The sequence below is a fragment of the Spirosoma sp. KNUC1025 genome, assembly GCF_045160025.1.
Taxonomy (GTDB): domain Bacteria; phylum Bacteroidota; class Bacteroidia; order Cytophagales; family Spirosomataceae; genus Spirosoma.
The window spans coordinates 586,138-604,333 of record NZ_CP087139.1 but is presented as its reverse complement, the minus strand read 5'-3'; the positions used below and the strand labels follow the sequence as shown (position 1 = coordinate 604,333).

11 protein-coding genes and 2 pseudogenes are annotated in these 18,196 nt (G+C 49.4%); 3 read left to right on the top strand and 10 right to left on the bottom strand.

All coding sequences use genetic code 11. The features are described 5' to 3' along the window. Positions 1–2: 2 nt before the first annotated feature. Positions 3–704 carry an NUDIX hydrolase gene (locus tag LN737_RS02645; protein ID WP_405515975.1) on the bottom strand — a complete coding sequence of 234 codons (702 nt, stop codon included), beginning with the start codon at positions 702–704 and terminating at the stop codon, positions 3–5. A gap of 208 nt (positions 705–912) precedes the next feature. Then, positions 913–1,695, bottom strand: a complete 783-nt coding sequence (locus LN737_RS02640) for an SDR family NAD(P)-dependent oxidoreductase (RefSeq protein WP_405520289.1) — start codon at positions 1,693–1,695, stop codon at positions 913–915. 805 nt (positions 1,696–2,500) lie between these two features. Between LN737_RS02640 and LN737_RS02635 the strand changes: the two genes are divergently transcribed. The 3 genes from LN737_RS02635 to LN737_RS02625 all read left to right on the top strand — a co-directional run bounded on the left by LN737_RS02635 (position 2,501) and on the right by LN737_RS02625 (position 6,301). Beyond that, the gene (locus LN737_RS02635; protein ID WP_405515973.1) at positions 2,501–3,529 is read left to right on the top strand and encodes a LacI family DNA-binding transcriptional regulator; all 1,029 of its coding nucleotides are present in this window, start codon (positions 2,501–2,503) and stop codon (positions 3,527–3,529) included. A gap of 39 nt (positions 3,530–3,568) precedes the next feature. Continuing rightward, positions 3,569–4,627 carry a glycoside hydrolase family 43 protein gene (locus tag LN737_RS02630; protein ID WP_405515971.1) on the top strand — a complete coding sequence of 353 codons (1,059 nt, stop codon included), beginning with the start codon at positions 3,569–3,571 and terminating at the stop codon, positions 4,625–4,627. A 135-nt stretch (positions 4,628–4,762) separates the two neighbouring features. Beyond that, the gene (locus LN737_RS02625) at positions 4,763–6,301 is read left to right on the top strand and encodes a DUF5050 domain-containing protein (protein WP_405515969.1); all 1,539 of its coding nucleotides are present in this window, start codon (positions 4,763–4,765) and stop codon (positions 6,299–6,301) included. 82 nt (positions 6,302–6,383) lie between these two features. Here the strand turns inward: LN737_RS02625 and LN737_RS02620 are convergent, their stop codons facing one another. The 8 genes and pseudogenes from LN737_RS02620 to LN737_RS02585 form a co-directional block, all read right to left on the bottom strand. Continuing rightward, positions 6,384–6,851 (bottom strand): nitrate reductase associated protein, encoded by a 468-nt coding sequence (locus LN737_RS02620; RefSeq protein WP_405515967.1) that lies wholly within the window; start codon positions 6,849–6,851, stop codon positions 6,384–6,386. Between the two features lie 52 nt (positions 6,852–6,903). Next, positions 6,904–8,361 carry a rubredoxin gene (locus tag LN737_RS02615; protein ID WP_405515966.1) on the bottom strand — a complete coding sequence of 486 codons (1,458 nt, stop codon included), beginning with the start codon at positions 8,359–8,361 and terminating at the stop codon, positions 6,904–6,906. Positions 8,362–8,364: 3 nt separating this feature from the next. Next, complete coding sequence (locus LN737_RS02610) at positions 8,365–11,952, bottom strand: nitrate reductase (RefSeq protein WP_405515964.1); 3,588 nt, start codon at positions 11,950–11,952, stop codon at positions 8,365–8,367. Between the two features lie 105 nt (positions 11,953–12,057). Continuing rightward, positions 12,058–13,373 (bottom strand): annotated as a pseudogene (locus LN737_RS02605) (NarK family nitrate/nitrite MFS transporter). Between the two features lie 85 nt (positions 13,374–13,458). Next, the gene (locus tag LN737_RS02600; RefSeq protein WP_405515962.1) at positions 13,459–14,328 is read right to left on the bottom strand and encodes an ABC transporter ATP-binding protein; all 870 of its coding nucleotides are present in this window, start codon (positions 14,326–14,328) and stop codon (positions 13,459–13,461) included. Between the two features lie 71 nt (positions 14,329–14,399). Beyond that, positions 14,400–15,188, bottom strand: coding sequence for a nitrate ABC transporter permease (gene ntrB, locus LN737_RS02595; RefSeq protein ID WP_405515960.1), 789 nt, complete (start codon positions 15,186–15,188; stop codon positions 14,400–14,402). Positions 15,189–15,241: 53 nt separating this feature from the next. Continuing rightward, positions 15,242–16,380 (bottom strand): annotated as a pseudogene (locus LN737_RS02590) (CmpA/NrtA family ABC transporter substrate-binding protein). 114 nt (positions 16,381–16,494) lie between these two features. Further along, entirely contained in the window at positions 16,495–18,045 is a 1,551-nt protein-coding gene (locus LN737_RS02585) for an alginate export family protein (RefSeq protein ID WP_405515958.1), read from the bottom strand. Positions 18,046–18,196: the final 151 nt, after the last annotated feature.

Here is an 18,196-nt window from a genome sequence, read left to right as displayed (position 1 = left end):
CGTTAAAACAACGTATCAGGATTGGGGATGAAATTCAGAAAAGAATGCGTAAGCTGTTGATATTTTGCCATATCAACCTGATAAAAATAGGCGCCCCGTTTTGAAAAGCCTTTCTGCTTTTCATCCAGTTTGATAAGCAGGTTTGTCGATAAAATCTTCCGGCTGAAATTCCGCTTATCGAATTCGGTGTTGTAGATCGCATCGTACAGCTTCTTGAGCTGAGGAATCGTAAACTTTTCAGGCAACAGTTCGAAGCCTATCGGATGTTGAGAGGCTTTGTAACGCAAGTGTTTGATGGCCAGCGATACCATGTCGGCATGGTCGAACAGGAGCGGGGGTAAATCGTAGAGCGAAAACCAGCGGGCCTGGAATGTCTCCGATAGTTTGGATGTGTAATCGGCAACTTTAACCAGTGCAAAATACGCAACTGAAACCGTCCTGACGATTGGGTCGCGGTGAGGGTCGCCGAACGTATGAAGCTGTTCCAGATAAACGTTTGTCAGGTCAGTTAATTCGAACAGAATCCGGGCCGCTGCCTGTTCAAGACTTTCATTGGGCTGTAGCCAGCCGCCCATCAGCGACCAGGTTTCTTTTTCTAACCCTCGTTTTACCAGCAACACATTCAGACTTTCACCATCGAATCCGAAAATGATTGAATCTAATGCCAGTAAATAAGGCTGTTGCTGTTTGTACTGTTCTACCATTCGTTTGGTTCAGGCTGCGTTTTGGCGGTTGTAGCAGATTGTATCGTTAGGCTATACCAATGCAAACTACGTGATTCTGCGCCTTTTTACGATGGTATGGCCCAAAACTTCATAACTTCCCCCATACGATTTCTTTGGTATTACGTTCGTATGGAATTCTATCAACTGAAGAAAACAGGCATCGGATTTTCCCCGATGCCTTCGATATCTAAAACCCAATCGAGTTGCCTCCGTCAACCGGCAGCGATACCCCGGTAACGTAGCGAGCCGCTTCAGAAGCCAGAAAAACAGCAGCCCAGCCAATATCCTCCGGTTTCCCGAAAGCGCCCATCGGGGTCCGGCGCATGGCACGGGCAAACCGGTCGGGGTCGCCCCCCATGGCTGTTTTGCTCATCGCCGTTTCGATAAAACCCGGCGCAATGGCATTGACACGAACACCCTGCCCCGAAAATTCCGAAGCCAGCACCCGTACCATGCCTTCTACCGCCGATTTTGAAGCCGCATAGGCCACTACCCGATCAATTCCGTAATAAGCAGCCATGGAAGAAATCATGATAATGGAACCACTACGTCGGTCGAGCATGCGTTTGGCACAGGAGCGGGTCAGCGAGAAAACAGCGTTCAGGTTCGTTTGCACAATCCGGTCGAAATCTTCATCCGTTACGTCCAGCGCTGGTTTTTTCATATTGATACCTGCGTTGTTAACCAGAATATCAATTGGGCCGTATGTTGTTTCAATCTCAGCCACCAGCCCATCCAATAAAGCCCGATTGGCAACATCGTTGACAACGTAATGCGCAGCTTTACGGGTTTGCGCTTCCGATAGCGTTTCAACGGCATCGCGCAGGGGTTGCTCCCGACGGCCGGTAATCACAACCGTAGCGCCAGCTTCAATCATGCAACGAGCAATATCAAATCCGATACCGCTTCCACCACCGGTTATCAGAGCGAGCTTTCCGGTCAGTGAGAAAACAGTATTAAACCCAGGGATTTCGGCCGGTTTATCCAGGGGGGCGTCTGGTCATTTAATTGATTCATGATGTTACCTAGTGTGCTTTAATTATTTCTGATTCGCATTCCTGTTATACTAAGCCCAGGCAGCCTTTAGTTTACCGTTGCGCCATCGCTTCCGTAGCAGTAGTTTCGCCTGAAAAGCTGTCTGGAAGTTTTGGTAAAAAACAGCCCTCCCATCAAAAACGGGAGGGTGTTACGTATCAAACCTATGATGAAAAAATTATCGTTCAGGCCCCAGATAAGCTTTCTTATTGGTGGAATTACCGGTACAGGCATCCATGTCGTACAGTACAATTTCTGCTTGCTGGATTGAAGAAACGTAGTGACTACTGGAATGAATTAAAGGGGTTTGTATATTACTTTGGCGCTCAATTGCCGCGCTTTTATCCGCGTCACATTGGCTACCCTGGTTATCTATTCTGACTATAAAGTTCCTATTGATTTTTAGATTTGCAACCGATTGCATAAAATTTTGTCAATAAACATATAGTTTTACGAATGATAAGTCCTCACTACATCCTGTAATGGATTTTGTCGCTCAGATATGTCACTTTTTTGATTTATATAGTCCCGCTTCTGATTTTAAGACTGCATGTTTTTAAGGAGGGATCAATAAAGATAAAAGGTCATGATTTGATAGAGGCATTGAAAATCAATGGTATACATGAAATGTTCTTAAGTTGGTCATTAACCTTAAGCTTTATCACAATCGATTGCAGAACTAATGGTATAGCATATTAACTTGTTTATTGTCTGATTTGTATCCGTTGAGTCGTTCAGTCATGGAAAAAGAAACCACTATCTATGATATCGCCAGGATACTGAATCTTTCGCCCGCTACCGTAAGCCGGGCGCTGAATGATCATCCGGCCATCAATAGCAATACAAAAAGCCTTATTACCAGTAAAGCGCAGGAAATGGGTTATCGCTCCAACCTGTTTGCCAGTAACCTGCGTCGTCAGCGAACCAACACCATTGGTGTAATTGTCCCCCGGCTGGATAGTTACTTTATGTCGACGGTACTGGCGGGTATGGAGAAAGTAGCCAATCAGGCGAATTACAATCTGATTATCAGTCAGTCCCTTGAGTCGGTCAGGAAGGAAATTGCCAATGCGAAAACCATGTACAACAGCCGGGTCGACGGCTTGCTGGTCTCGCTGGCCTACGACACAGAAAACCTGGAGCATTTCAGTACGTTCTTCAAAAAGCGCGTACCCCTGATTTTGTTTGATAGGGTATTGCCGCAGAAAAACTGCACGAACGTTGTGATCGACAACGTAAAGGCGGGGTATGATGTCACAACTCACCTGATTGAGCAGGGGTGTCGGCGCATCATGCACATTACCGGAAATTTGAAACGAAACGTATATGAGGATCGACTGAAAGGCTATAAGCTAGCTTTGATGGATCATGGTTTACCCACTATGGATGAACTTGTGCGGCTAACCAACCTGAGCCGTCAGGATGGTCTGGATGCTGCTGCCTATATCAAAAATATGGCCTCGCACCCGGATGGTCTTTTCGTGAGCAGCGATTTTTGCGCTGTAGCGTGCATGAGTGCGTTGAAAGAGGCTGGCTTTTCAATACCGAATGATATTGCCGTCGTTGGTTTCAATGATGATCCGGTTTCGCAGGTGATCGAGCCGGGCCTTACCACTATTCATTACCCCGGTCAGGAAATGGGCGAAGTAGCTGCCCAGAGTCTGATCAATCACCTGAACGGTCTGTTACGTATCAGTACAACGAATACGATTGTTCTGAATTATGAACTGTTAATCAGGGCATCTTCCCTGAAGCAAACCGCTGGCTAGATCACTGTTTTGTCACCCGTATTTCTAAAACCTATCTTTATGTTTACCCCTTACCAATTTATTTCCTGTGCTGTTACGCTCGTTCTGCTGAATACAGGAACGGGTACGTGCCAGAAGGCTGCTGGAAGTCAGTCCTATGCAGCCAAACCACTGGTATCGCATATCTATACCGCCGATCCATCAGCGCACGTATTCAACGGTAAAATCTACATTTATCCATCTCATGACATCGATGCGGGTGTACCTGAAGATGACCAGGGCGCTCATTTTGCCATGCGGGATTATCACATTCTGTCAATGGACAAAATCAACGGTAAGGTAACGGACCACGGTGTTGCGCTGGATATTAAAAACATCCCGTGGGCAGGGCGTCAGCTGTGGGCACCCGATGCGGCTTATAAAAACGGTACGTACTACCTGTACTTCCCGGTTAAAGACAAGCAGGATGTATTCCGAATGGGCGTTGCCACCAGCAAATCGCCAACGGGGCCGTTTAAGGCTGAGCCAAAACCAATTGAAGGCAGCTATAGCATCGATCCGGCTGTTTTTACCGATACAGACGGAAAGTCATACATGTATTTTGGCGGAATCTGGGGTGGGCAGCTCCAGCGCTGGAGTGCAGGTACGTATAAACCTAACCTGAAAACGGACCTGGAGAAGCCTAATGAGCCAGCGTTGAGCGCGAAAGTAGCCCGCCTGAGCAATAACATGCTGCATTTCGACGAGCCTCCCAAAGACGTAAAAATTCTGGATAAAAACGGAAAGCCCTTGCTTGGAAAAGACAACGACCGTCGGTTCTTCGAAGGTGCCTGGATGCACAAGTACAATGGCAAATACTATTTTTCGTATTCAACCGGCGATACACACTATCTGGCTTATGCTACCGGCAATTCGCCCTACGGGCCGTTTACGTATCAGGGCGTTATTATGAACCCAGTGAAGGGATGGACAACCCATCACTCCATCGTTGAATTCAACGGAAAATGGTATATTTTCTACCACGACGTCGAACTCTCTGGCAAGACGCACCTTCGGAATGTTAAAGTACTGGAACTAAAACGTAAGCCCGACGGCTCCATCGAAACGATCAATCCTTAAACTGGAAACTTACCGTACAGGCTCACCAATTTAACGGTCGTTTAATCGGTAGATTATCAGGTTCGGTGTCTCTTGCTAGGTATACAATTTAAATCGATTGCAATCCTTGCAATAGCTGCCTGAGATACCTATCCGATGAAAACCCTACACACATTTATCCTGTCCTTAGGTGTCAGCCTCCTGGCAACAACCACCGTACCCGTTCTGGCGCAAAAAACCTCACTTGGCATCTTCGAAGGCAACGGCGACGTTGGGGCAGTGCTGAAGCCCGGTTCTGCTGCTTATAATTCGAAAACCCGCCAGTACGACCTTTCAGGGTCAGGTTACAACGTCTGGTTTGATCATGATGAGTTTCATTTCATGTGGAAGCGCATGAAAGGCGATTTCGTCCTGTACACGCGGGCCGAGCTTGTTGGTAAAGGCGTTGATCCACACCGGAAAGTCGGCTGGATGGTACGTAGCAGCCTGGATGGCAAATCGCCACATATCAACGCTGTGGAGCATGGCGATGGACTTACGTCGCTACAATTCAGACGTACTGCCGGAGCCAACACGGAGGAAGTACGCTCCAAACTGACCCATGCGGATGTTATTCAGCTTGAGCGGAAAGGCAATACGTACACCATGCGGGTCGCTAAATTCGGCGAACCCTTTACGACCGAACAGGTTGCTGATCTGAATCTTGGCGACGAAGTGTATGTCGGTCTGTTTATCGGCTCTCATAACAAAGACGTACTGGAACGGGGTGTTTTTCGGGATGTACGTATCAGCGCACCTGCGCCCGAAAGTCTGGTGCCATACCGGCAGTACCTGGGCAGCAATCTTGAAATTTTAGATGTGACGACAGGCAACCGTCAGGTGATCTTCAATTCGCCTAAATCGCTGCAAGCCCCAAACTGGACTCCCGATGGAAAAACGCTGATTTACAACAGTGATGGGCTGATGTATACATTCAATCTGGCTAAAGGTCAGCCTACAGTGCTAAACACAGGCGAGGTCAAGAATAACAATAATGACCACGTACTTTCTTTTGATGGAAAGATGATCGGGCTGAGCAGTGGTGTCAAGGAGCTAGGTGGTTCCATTATCTATACCATGCCCACAAAAGGAGGGAACCCAAAGCAGATCACGCCCAAAGGCCCATCGTATCTGCATGGCTGGTCGCCGGATAAGAAACAACTAGTATTTACAGGCCAGCGAAATAATGAGTTCGATATTTACCGCGTACCGTCGGCGGGTGGGGAAGAAGTTCAGCTAACGACAGCTAAAGGGCTCGACGATGGACCGGAATATTCACCCGACGGCAAGTATATCTATTTCAACTCGGCTCGCACAGGTACTATGCAGATTTACCGCATGAAAGCGGACGGAAGTGAACAGGAAGCGCTGACAAAGGGCGAGTTTCATGACTGGTTTCCCCACATCTCGCCCGATGGCAAGTGGATGGTGTTTCTTTCCTTTTTGAAAGAAGAAGTAAAAGCCGATGAGCATCCGTTCTACAAGCACGTGTACCTGCGTATGTTGCCGGTTTCGGGCGTTGGCGAACCCAAAGTCATTGCTTATATCTACGGTGGTCAGGGTACGATCAATACGCCGTCGTGGTCGCCGGATAGCAAACGACTGGCGTTTATCAGTAACTCGGAAGTAAGCAGTATCAGCCCTGTTGAGAAATAACCTTAGGTAGCAGAAGGGTGAAACAGTGGTATCAGGTTTGAGAACCTGACACCACTGTTTCACCCTTCTATCGTTTTATTAGTTAACTAAAAAACTCCTGAATAGCTCGGGGGAAGTTTTTTCCTTCGTGGCCGGACCGACTCAGTTTAACCAGCGCAAAGCGTTGCAGGATATTGAGTTGAAGCCATTGCTGAATGGTTAAGGGGCTGCATTCCCACTCAAGAGCTTTCTGCTGCACCTCGTCGGGAACCTGGCTAAGAACGTCCCAGGCGGCATCAACGTCGCTCAGCTCGCTGACCCGGTGCTGACAACGTACCTGAATAAGAGTGATCAGATCAAGGCGATACTTATTTATTTCGGCCAGCGTATAACAGGCCTGATTGGCAAGCCGGGCTTTGTCGGCAACCGTGAGCTTAACCCATTCCTGAAGTTTCAATTTGATCCCACACGTATCGAGTTTATAGCGAACAATCATTGGAATGCACCGAAGTGATTCGACAAAATCATGCTCAAAGTTGAAAAAAACAGGGGCTATGTCGACTGGTTTCATTGAGCGAACAATCTGAAAATTAGGTTTATCCAAACGGGTGTTGGCCTGTAAATTAACTGACTAAGGCTTCCTGTATCTCCTGCATCTCAGCTTTAGGCGCATCGCAGGTGGAGCATGTATAATCGGGCGGTAACGTACTAAATGAAGTGCCTGCCGGAATACCCCGCCGTTGATCGCCGTATTGCGCATCGTACACGGTAAAGCAATGTGGACATTGATGCACCGTAACAACTCCCAACGACACCGATTCCGGTTTTTCTGACTCTAGCCTGTTTATATCGGCATTCTCCACCAGACGGCGCGTACTAAATTGCCGGCAAAGCCGCTCGATCTGATTCGGAACATGTAGTTTCAGCAATCCTTTTTCAACCAGGTGATATGTTCGGCTGTTTGGGTTAAAATTTTCGGTTGAATAGAGGTCATAAACACTGAATAGAGCAAGCTGGCCTATGCGCAACAGTGGCCGTTTACGAATCAATACAGAGCCAAACACTTCCGATTTCGGTTGTGTCTGTATGCCAAAACAAAGGCCAAACGTACGCGTGTCGTTCTTTTCAAACTGACGTATTACGTAATGTTTGAGCTGGGTTCCCTCTTTCGTATGATCTTCCGTTTGCCAGGCTAATTCGTTGGCCGCATGGCGCACATTGATGTTGTGTTTGCCAAGTATATAAGACCAGGCAGCGCGGTCTTTCTCCTCAATGCCTTTGACAATGAGTGATTTCCAGGGAGTCGTGCACAGTTCACCAACACGGGTTTTCAAACACAAAGCACATACATCCAGCAGAAAGGCAATCGAAAACTGCTCGTCACGTCTGTAAAGACCAAGCCACGAGCGCTGGCCGTAGCGGTTAAAGCCTTCGTAGTAGGGCAGCGAAAACTCGGGCAGTTCAACCTCCTGGGTGGCTGGCTGGGTAACAAACGTTTGCCCCGACGTAACGGCGCTATACAGCGTTTCTTCGTCAAAGTGGCCCCGATCCAGCATCGCATTTTCTACGGCTCGGGCAAGGCAGCCAATGTCGTTCGTATAAATCAACTCCGGCCATCGAAACAGCGTATTGCTCTGTTTCAGCCGTACGTACAAATACCAGAAGTGCGGCTCGGGCGAAGCGATAAAATTCAGATTTCCCGTAAAAAACGGCGTAAAGCTCTGGTTTGAATCCGACAGGTTTATCTTCAGTCGAGGCTGGTAATCAAATTGATCCAGTACGGTATGGTACTCACTTTCGCGCAACCATGCACCTGTCCGAAATACCTCTTCGCCACAATAAGAGCTGATAATGTTTGGATACTGATTGGTGTTGACTTCATACGCCAGCTGATGCTGTTTGAGGTCTTTTTCCAGAAAGCGCATGTCTTCGTAATGCACCGTCATCAGCAACTGCTGCCGCGCACCGAATCGAACGGTACGTACTTTAGCCTCATACCCTAGTTTCAATACGGTCTGCAACGCGCCGGGCGACACAATCCCGGCTGGCAAATTGACTTTAAGGGTGTAGTAATCGCGCATGGTTTAGAGAGTGAACGAGTGAATGAGCGAAAGAGTGAATAGACCGAGAGGAACGAGTCCAATTATGGCACTCGTTCGCTCATTCACTAATTCACTCATTTTTTCGAGTATGCTCCGTACTTCCGGGCGACAGGAGCCGCAGCCCGTACCGGCGCCGGTTTTCTGGCAGAGCTGCTGAAAATCCGTACAGCCCGCCTGAATTGCGCGCTCCAGATTTCCCTGCCCAACCGTATTGCAGGAGCACACCAGTTTGCCTTCAACGGGATCGACTTTTTTGCTGGCTCGAAGCAACTGAAGCCGCTTTTCCGACAATTCGATGCCATTGGCAATCAAATCCCGAAATTCGGCAAACTCATTTTTGTCGCCCACCAGTATTGCCCCAACCAGCTTGTCGTTATGAACAATACACTTTTTGTAATAGCGTTTCGATTTGTCGATAAAAACGATTTCCTCGTAGTCGGTCTTTCCGGCAGGCACTTCACTAATACCAATACTGCACAGATGCAAGCCTTCCATTTTCAGGATGTTCATGGAGAGGCTTCCGCGATACGGCTGCGAAACATCGCCGGCCAGAAAACGAGCGGCTGTTTCGGCCTGCTGCTCAGCTGCGAGCGTAACGCCCCACATTTGCCCGTTCCATTGCGCGACTTCGCCAGCCGCAAAAATGTCAGGGTCCGACGTTTGCAGGTAATCGTTCACAACAACCCCCCGATTACAGACCAGTCCAGCTTCACGGGCCAGTTCGATGTTTGGCTCCGTTCCAATGGCCATGACAACCACCTGACACTGAAGTTTTTTACCTGATTTGAGTTGGATGCCTTCCAGTTTTTCTTGTCCGGCAAACGTTTGAACTTCCTCATTGAAATAAATTTCGATACCCCGGTCCAACAGTTCCAGATACAACAAGTCACTGGCTAACGGATCGAGTTGACGCTCCATAAACCGGCCCGCCCGCTGAATGACCGTTACGCGAACGCCAATCTGACGTAGCGAAGCGGCTAACTCCAGACCCAGCAACCCACCCCCTACAACGACGGTATGCGGATCAGGTTCTTTCAGAAACGGCAAGAGTGAATCGGCATCCAGTCGCGAACGCATATTGAAAATTCCCGGTAAACGCGGTACGCCTTTGGGCATAAACGCCCGGCTCCCGGTACCCAGTAATATTTTATCGTATTGATGTTCAACGCCATTGGTGTCCGTTACGACTTTCGCATTCCGATCAATATGGGCTATGCCTACGCCTTTATGAACGATGATGTTAGCTTCGTCAAATTGATCTTCGCGCAGCTTGACGAGCTGCTCCCACGTTTGTTCGCCACTGATATAGTCAGGGAGTAGGACCCGGTTGTAAAAGGGATAAATTTCTTTGGAGAAGACGTGAATTTCGTCCTCGGAATTTAAAGTTCGATACGTATTGATGAACCCTAACCCGGCTGAACCGGCTCCGATGATTATGATTTTCTCAATGGGTTTTCGGTAAGCCACAACCTCAACAGCCGAAAACTTAAAGTCGGGTTCTTTCGACCGTGGATCGATGAGTGCATTAGTCAGATTATTGGCCCGATTGAGGTTGCTGCTCAGTACTTTGCCCCAGTGCATTGGCAGGAAGCACAAACCCGCTCGAACGTCGTCCGTAAGCTGCGCTTTTACCCGTACCTCGCCCCGTCGTCCGCGTACCTCAACCAGTTGCCCATCCTGAATACCGCGTGCTTTGGCATCGTCGGGGTGGATTTGCAGGAAGGGCTGCGGAATGTGCTGATTGAGCTTGGCCACCCGCCCTGTCTTGGTCATGGTGTGCCACTGGTCGCGGATGCGACCAGTGGTTAAGACAAGCGGAAAGTCCTCGTCAGTCGATTCAGAGGTATTTTCGTCGGGTACAGCATAAATTTTCGCACGCTGATTCGGTGTGTAAAATTTATGGTCGGTAAACAGCCGCTTAACGCCCCGGCCGTCTACGCCCTGACCGTTGCTCTCTGCCGGAAACGGCCACTGTACGGTACGTTTTTTCTTCAGCAACTCATAACTCACACCCGTTATGTCGACGTTAGTGCCAGCGGTAATCCGGGTGTATTCCCGATAGACTTCCGATGCGTTGGCATACGTGAAATTGGCGGCAAAGCCCATTTTCTGCGCAAAACGCCAGATAATTTCAACATCAGGCAAGGCTTCGCCGGGAGCGTCCAGCACTTTGGGCAGATACGCAATCCGACGTTCGGCATTGGTCATTGTCCCTTCCTTTTCGAGCCAGGCTGCGGCAGGAAGCACTACGTCGGCAAACTGAACCGTGTCGGCTCGGTTCGATACGTCCTGCACCACCACAAAGCGAGCGTTTTTCAGCGCCTTTTCCGCTACGTTCACATCGGGCATACTAACCAGCGGATTCGTGTTGATAATCCAGATGGCTTTCAGCTTATCGTCGGCCAGCACATCGAACATTTCAGTAGCGGTTAGCCCCGGTTTGTCGGCAATCTTGACCGGACTGTTCCAGAACGCTTCGACTTCGGCACGGTGAGCCGCATTCAGTACGTCGCGGTGGGCGGGCAGGATGTTCGCTAAGCCGCCGGTTTCGCGCCCACCCATGGCATTGGGCTGACCTGTCAGTGAGAATGGCCCATTGCCGGGCTTGCCGATACGTCCTGTAATCAGATGCAGGTTAATCAGCGACAGATTTTTGTTGACGCCAATCGCCGACTGGTTGAGTCCCATCGTCCAGAGCGATAGAAAACCTTTCGAGCGCCCAATCCAATCGGCTGCTGTTTGAATAGCCTGAGCGTCAATGCCACACAAATCTGCCGCTTCATCAATCGACCGCTGCATAACCTGTTCTTTATAAGCCGAAAAGCCGTCGGCATGGTCAGCAATAAACGACGCGTCGATGTAGTTTTTTTCGATCAGCAACCGGCCGATTGCGTTGTTGAGGACAATATCGGTGCCGGGGCGGATGGGTAAGTGTAAATCCGATGAACGGGCGGTGTCGGTACGGCGCGGATCAACACAAATAATTTTGACGTGGGGGTTGGCAGCTTTATGAGCTTCAATCCGGCGCCAGAGAATGGGATGACACCAGGCCGGATTGGCCCCTTCGACCAGAAACAGGTCCGCTTCTTCGATGTCGTCATAACAGACCGGCACCGAATCTTCACCCAGCGACAGTTTGTAGCCCACTACCGCCGAACTCATACAAAGCCTGGAGTTTGTATCGATGTTGTTCGAGCCAATAAACCCTTTGATGAGTTTATTGACCAGATAATATTCTTCGGTCAGGCATTGGCCCGATACGTAAAACGCTACGGAATCAGGGCCATATTTCTGGATAAATGTTTTAAAAACGGCCGCTGTCCGTTCCAGAGCCGCATCCCAACTCACCCGCTGCATGGGCATATTCCGGTTGAGTCGCATTTGCGGATACAGCAGCCGGTCCGACTGATCCATAACCGTATAATGCAAGTTAATCCCCTTCGAGCAAAGCATTCCTTTGCTGGATGGATGCTGCGTATCACCTTCCAGGCTTAACCGCCCGTTCTGCTCCTGTTTGACTACGATGCCACAGCCAACGCCACAATAACAACAGGTTGTTTGGTGAGTCATGAGATAGGGGAGAAAAGGGAGGAGAGGAGGAACGGGACGAGGGAGAAAAGGTCTGTCAGTACATGATCCCTTTTGTCCCGCTCGTCCCTTTCTTCCCCTTCCTCCTTAATTGAGTTGCAATTCGGCTTCGACCGGTTCTACAACAACCGATTTATTGAAATTTACCAGGAATAAAAGTGCACCAACAATAGCTACGCTGCCTCCTATATACAGAAAAGCCTGGCTATACGTAATGGATTGCGATTTAAACAGGAAACCCATCAGCATACCACCGAGATTGCCACCTGCGCCAACAACGCCCGAAATGGCGCCAACCGCTTTAGGATTGATGAACGGAACGATAGCATACGTACCACCATTCGACATTTTCAGGAACAATGCGAAGGTCAGCATGGAAGCAATAGCCAACGGTAAACTGCCTGCCTGAGCGAACAGAATGATTCCAAATCCTTCCAGCAGCAACATACTGGCCAGCAGGACGCCTTTACCGCGCATACCATATTTCTGCCCTACTTTATCGGCTACGATACCACCCAGAGCACGAGCGAAGATATTCATAAAACCAAAGAGCATGGCCCAGAAGCCCGCTTCAGTTTGTTCCATCTTGAAATTGTCGAAGAAATACAGCGCGGCTACACCGTCGAACGTAATCTCCATCCCGAAGCAGCATCCATAAGCGAGTGCCAGCGCCCATACACGAACATCGGCACAGGCTTTCCAGAAACTTACTTTCTCGCCCGTCGCTGCCGAACGTTCAATTTGGTCCGGTCCGGCGTTCCGGTAGTTGCCCGCCGGGGTATCCTGCGTGAAATGGTAATAGACAAACGCCATAATGAGCATCAGCGCGCCCGGAAACACCATTGCCAATCGCCAGGCTTCGGGTTTGGTGTAGCCAACGCCAACGATGGTTGCCATAATCAGGGGCATCGCTAATTGTGTGATTCCGCCCCCAGATTTCCCCATCCTCCCGCTACGGCATTGGCCGTACCTTTTATTTTTGGGGCAAACATCATCGAGGTGTGGAACTGCGTAATGACGAATGAAGCTCCGATTACGCCAATCGCCAGCCGGAAAAGTAAAAACGTCGTATAATCATGCGCCAGTCCCACCAGCATCACCGGTATCGACCCTAGTATAAGCAGAGCCGTATAGGTTTTACGTGGCCCCCACGTATCGCACAGCCGGCCTATAATCAGTCGGGCCAGGATGGTGGCTGATACCGCAGCAATGATGGTATTACCAACCTGCGGTTTGGTCAGTCCTAAATCTTCGCGGATAGCAGGCATCAACGGCGCCAACCCAAACCAGCCAAAGAAACAGACGAAGAAGGTTAACCACGTAATGTGAAAGGTTCGCATCTGAATTCCCTTGAAACTCAATACGTTCAGATGGGTGAGCGGTTTGTTGGTTGTAAGGTTCATGATCATTAACTGGTTTTTATCCTGAGTTTACCTGGCTAATTGTGGTGTTGGTTTATTGTGGCGTTAGTTCCCGACACCACAGGCGCTATACAAATTCAACGCCCTCGTCTTCGATGGAAAATGACTTGGTAAGCAGCGTTAGCAAACGGTCGTGCACCTCCATGTATTCGGGCAGGTGAATAATGTCTTTCTTGTTCCGGGGCCGCTCCAGTGGAATGTTTACGATTTCTTTGATGGTTGCTTCGGGTCCATCGTTCATTACCACGACCCGGTCGGAGAGGAAAATGGCTTCCTCAATGTCGTGAGTTACCATCACGATGGTTTTGTTCCGATTGTCCAGATTCCAGAGTTTGAGCAGCTCGATATGCATACTGCCTTTGGTGAGGGCATCGAGTGCGCCGAAGGGCTCATCCAGTAATAAGACCGATGGGTTGATCGCAAAAGCGCGGGCGATGGCGGTTCGCTGTTTCATACCGCCCGATAGCTGACCTGGTAGTTTGTCTTTATGTTGGTAGAGATTAACCATCGTCAGATTTTTCTCTACCAGTTCAGCCTTTTCCTTCACCGATTTTCGAGGCATAACGGCATCAACGGCTTCGTACACATTCTTGTACACCGACATCCAGGGCAGCAGGGAATAGTTCTGGAAGACGATTCCCCGATCTGGACCGGGGCCGTTTACCTGTTTGCCATTTACGATTACTTCGCCCGACGACGGTTTTACCATGCCGCTGATGGAATTCATCAGGGTCGATTTGCCGCAGCCCGAGTGACCAATGATGCTTACGATTTCACCCTGTTTGATCGTAAGATCGATGTTTTTGACCGCTGTAAACCGGTCTTTGCCCCGCGATGAGAATGTGATCGTTACGTCTTTTACGTCAATGCTTACCGGACGCGTATCCAGGGCAGCAACCAGCGTTTTCTGTGTATCAACTAATAAATTCGATTCCATAATTGAAGAATGTTTTTAGGTTCCGGTTTACGACTTCAGCCTACGTTCATGATGCGAGACTGTTAACCCTGTTACTTGCCGTCGTATGCCACCAGTTGCTGAATGCCGCTGAACAGCTTGTCGAGCAGCAAACCCACAATACCGATAATCAGAATAGCCGACAGGATTTTTTCGAGGCTAAGCCCATTCCAGCTATCCCAAACGAAGAAGCCGATTCCAATTCCGCCTGAAAGCATTTCTCCGGCCACAATGACCATCCAGGCAATACCAATGGAAAGGCGCAGGCCGGTAATGATGTGCGGTAACGCATAAGGAATCAGTACTTTGGTGATGTATTTCCAGCGAGAGAAACCGAACGCTTTACCTACATTTTTGAAGTCCTGCGGGATACTCGATACGCCAAACGCTGTGTTGATAAGCGTTGGCCAAAGCGACGTAATGGCAATAATGAAGACCGTTGCTCCTTCGGAGGCTTTGAAGGCCAGCAGCCCCAGAGGAAACCAGGCCAGTGGCGAAACCGGACGCAGAATCTGAACCAGTGGGTTGAACAGGCGCATCCCTGTTTTCGACGCCCCCATCAGTAGTCCTATCGGAATGGCTACCAAACTGCCAATCAGAAAACCACTAAACACCCGTTTGATAGAACTCCAGAGTTGCAGACCAATACCCTTGTCGTTCGGACCGTAATCATAAAAAGGGTCCTGCAGCATGTCGCTGAATACCGTCCAGGTCTGCACCGGGTTCGGAATCTCGTTTTTGGTGAGTATCGATACGAGCCACCACAAGCCTCCAAGAATCAGCAGACTACTGAGAAAATAAACCGTAGCCAGTGCGTTTGATAGAGAAAATAGTTTTTTCATTGTGAAAATCGTCTAGGGATTTGTGCAGCATAGGACCTGAGTCCACGTTACGTTTATTTCTTCGTTGAAGCCAGATATGCCGCCGGATTAGATGGGTCAAACTCAACGTCGAAAGTGGTTTTGAAAGGCTTCATATCGGGCTGTACCGGTACGTTCATCTCTTTGGCTACTTCAGCAAATACGTCGTCCAGAACCAGTTTTTCGGCGATGGCTTTGTAGTCAGGAGCTGATTTCAGGTAACCGAAGCGAACGTATTGCGCCAGAAACCAGGACACGTGGCTTTTGAGGGGTGTACTGACGATGCCATTGTTATAGAACATCATCTTGTCACTGTTGTAGTTCTGTACACCCAGGTCGCAGCCAATTTCGGTTGAGCCTAACAGACGCGCTTCCAGAACCGAAACCGGTGCATTCACATAATAAGGTTTCGAGAGCCAGGCAGCGGCTTTTTTGCGGTTGCCTGCATTGTCGAGCCAACGACTAGCCTCGATAATAGCCTTCATTACTTTTTTGAGATCTTCCTTGCGGGCACCTGCAAATTCCTTGTTCACCACCAGCGCTTTTTCGGGATGGTTCTTCCAGATATCCTGAGAAGCAATGTGCGTAAACCCAACATTCTGAGCGACTGCTACACCGTTCCAGGGCTCGCCAACGCAGAAGCCTTCCATGTTATCTACCCGCATGTTGGCAACCATCTGCGGGGAGGAATGGTGATGATGCCAACCGATTTCTGATTTAACCCCGAAGCGGCCATCCAGTTACGTAGCCAGATGTCGTGAGTACCGCCTGGAAAGGTCATAGCGAAGGTGACTTCTTTCCGCTGCTTCAACTGCGTAACGGCGTTTGTCACTTTCTTAATGTCCTTGAACCCTACCATGCCACAGAAATCCTTAGACAGCGTAATTGCCTGTCCGTTGTTATTAAGGACCATCGCAATTTTCATTTCTGACCCTGCTTTGCCACCTACGCCTGTATAGACAGACATTGGCATGGAAAACAGGCAGTGCGCTCCTTCCAGCTCACCATTCAGGATCTTGTCGCGAACGTTGGCCCAGGAGGCTTCTTTGCTGAGTTGTACGTCGACGCCGTATTTCTGAAACAGCCCCAATTCTTTGGCCGCCACCAGTGCCGCGCAGTCGGTAAGTGGAATGAATCCTAACTTGATAGGTTCGGGCGCTGGTTTCAGAGCCATGGTTATGGCGGCTATAACTGTAGCTACCAGGGCAATCGAAAGGATATATGTCTTTTTCATGATTTCAAGTTTTACAATGGGTAATGCGCTTTGTGTCAGTTTCCTGTTTTGCCTTTACTGCTTTATCGCGACGGGCTTGTTGTAGAAGAAATCAGGGCGGATGTTGATCATCAGGTAAGACCAGGTGCCTATTTTATTCTTCTCGTTCATGGTGCCTTGCTTGGCGTATTCGAGGCTATTTGTGCCGTTCATGATGGCATAGCCAAACTCAAGGGTCGTGAACTTGTTGAGGGCATACGTAGCAATGAAATCATACTCCATGCCCAGCTTCGTAGGTAGCAGCGTTCCGGCTGGTACGTCAGGCATTTTGTTGTAGGTTGCGTTTGCCAGCGCAAAGTAGTGGGCATCGAACGTAGTGGTCAGGCGCGTTCCGGCGTATTTAAACTTCAGAAAGGCATCCTGTAAACCGCCTGCTGGTGAACCCGTTCCGACATAGAAATAATCCATATAGCCCCAGTGGCGGTGCGGAGTCCCATAAAGTGGGTCAAACCGGCTGGTCTCGCCCGATTGTATGGTTGTCGCGTTGTTTCCTGATAATACTTCATAGCCCGGCCCTACGCTGAACAGCCCTTTCTGAATCATGAAGTTGGCACCATAGTGATACGCCTTTTTGATGGTCAAACCATCGCGGTCTTTGCCACCCTGTCCATAGGCAAATGCCTGCCACTGAACCTTCCCCAGTTTCGATGAGGCATTACCAAACTGACCCGTCAGCATGGCCCCGTACGTTACACGCGAATTGGTACCCGCTACGTCATAACGTCTCCCATATACGTAACCCTGCGTAGCGTTGCCCAGCGAGTCGACCCGGTACTTCTGAAAATCGTCTTTAAAGAACAGCGCCGAGAATTTCGTTTGGTTAAATTTACGTGTCAGATAGGCCATCTGAAACGATTTGAACTGCTGGTTCTGGCCATTGGTGCTCAGCGGTGTGGCTAGTACAGGTGCTCCTCCTTTTCCCGATGTTGGCAGAAATCCGGCCGGAATAGCAAGTGTTACGTTTTTGTTCGAAAGGGCCGTAGCAGGGGCGTTACCGGCTGTGTAATAATCGCCCACAGTTCCGAATGCGTCGGTGTTCTGATTGAATCCAACTCCCAGATCCATCGCCCAGCCGAGGTGCTGTCCTTTCAGCAGCGCGGCATCGAACCGGCGGCCCTGTTGTAGCCAGTCAAGGTTACCAAGTAGGCGTACATCGTCGTAGACTAGTTCCTGACGGCCAATTTTCAGCGAAAGGTTCTGGAGCGCCTTGAATTTGATGGTTGTATCGGCGCTATTTGCCAGGGTGATTTCGGCCCAGGCTTCGTGAACCATGAAGCGATTGCCGTCGGTGTTGTTGATGGTAGAAGCGTCCTGGCCCCATACGCGAATATCCTGAACGGCAGTCTGGAATTGTACCCGATCCCATTTATAACCGAACGTTAGTCGGGTACGTTGCGACGTAAAGAATGCAGATGGGGCATCTTTTGGGGCCAGATTGCCCAGACCGTTTCTTAATTCGGTGCGTGTGCGAAGCTGCCCAACCAGTGAAAACTGAGCCTGAGCAGCGCTGTATAGTGTCAGTAGCAGACCACCCGTGAGAAGTAGATGCCTGGTAAAAAATTTCATGAGATTAACCCTGGATATGATGAGAAAATGAAAAATCCTGGCAAAACGAATGTACCCCGCCCGAAAGCGGATAAACGTAAGGCAACGTCCTGAAAGTGACAGGGATTAGGTAGTGATTAGCGGGCTCTGTTGGCCTCTGTACTACCGGATG

What these genes read in the sequence shown, in the direction of transcription:
- LN737_RS02625 (WP_405515969.1), top strand. Translation starts at nt 4,763, where the DNA reads ATGAAAACCCTACACACATTTATCCTGTCCTTAGGTGTCAGCCTCCTG.
- LN737_RS02630 (WP_405515971.1), top strand. Translation starts at nt 3,569, where the DNA reads ATGTTTACCCCTTACCAATTTATTTCCTGTGCTGTTACGCTCGTTCTG.
- LN737_RS02585 (WP_405515958.1), bottom strand. Translation starts at nt 18,045, where the DNA reads ATGAAATTTTTTACCAGGCATCTACTTCTCACGGGTGGTCTGCTACTG.
- LN737_RS02635 (WP_405515973.1), top strand. Translation starts at nt 2,501, where the DNA reads ATGGAAAAAGAAACCACTATCTATGATATCGCCAGGATACTGAATCTT.
- LN737_RS02615 (WP_405515966.1), bottom strand. Translation starts at nt 8,361, where the DNA reads ATGCGCGATTACTACACCCTTAAAGTCAATTTGCCAGCCGGGATTGTG.
- LN737_RS02600 (WP_405515962.1), bottom strand. Translation starts at nt 14,328, where the DNA reads ATGGAATCGAATTTATTAGTTGATACACAGAAAACGCTGGTTGCTGCC.
- ntrB (WP_405515960.1), bottom strand. Translation starts at nt 15,188, where the DNA reads ATGAAAAAACTATTTTCTCTATCAAACGCACTGGCTACGGTTTATTTT.
- LN737_RS02610 (WP_405515964.1), bottom strand. Translation starts at nt 11,952, where the DNA reads ATGACTCACCAAACAACCTGTTGTTATTGTGGCGTTGGCTGTGGCATC.
- LN737_RS02620 (WP_405515967.1), bottom strand. Translation starts at nt 6,851, where the DNA reads ATGAAACCAGTCGACATAGCCCCTGTTTTTTTCAACTTTGAGCATGAT.
- LN737_RS02645 (WP_405515975.1), bottom strand. Translation starts at nt 704, where the DNA reads ATGGTAGAACAGTACAAACAGCAACAGCCTTATTTACTGGCATTAGAT.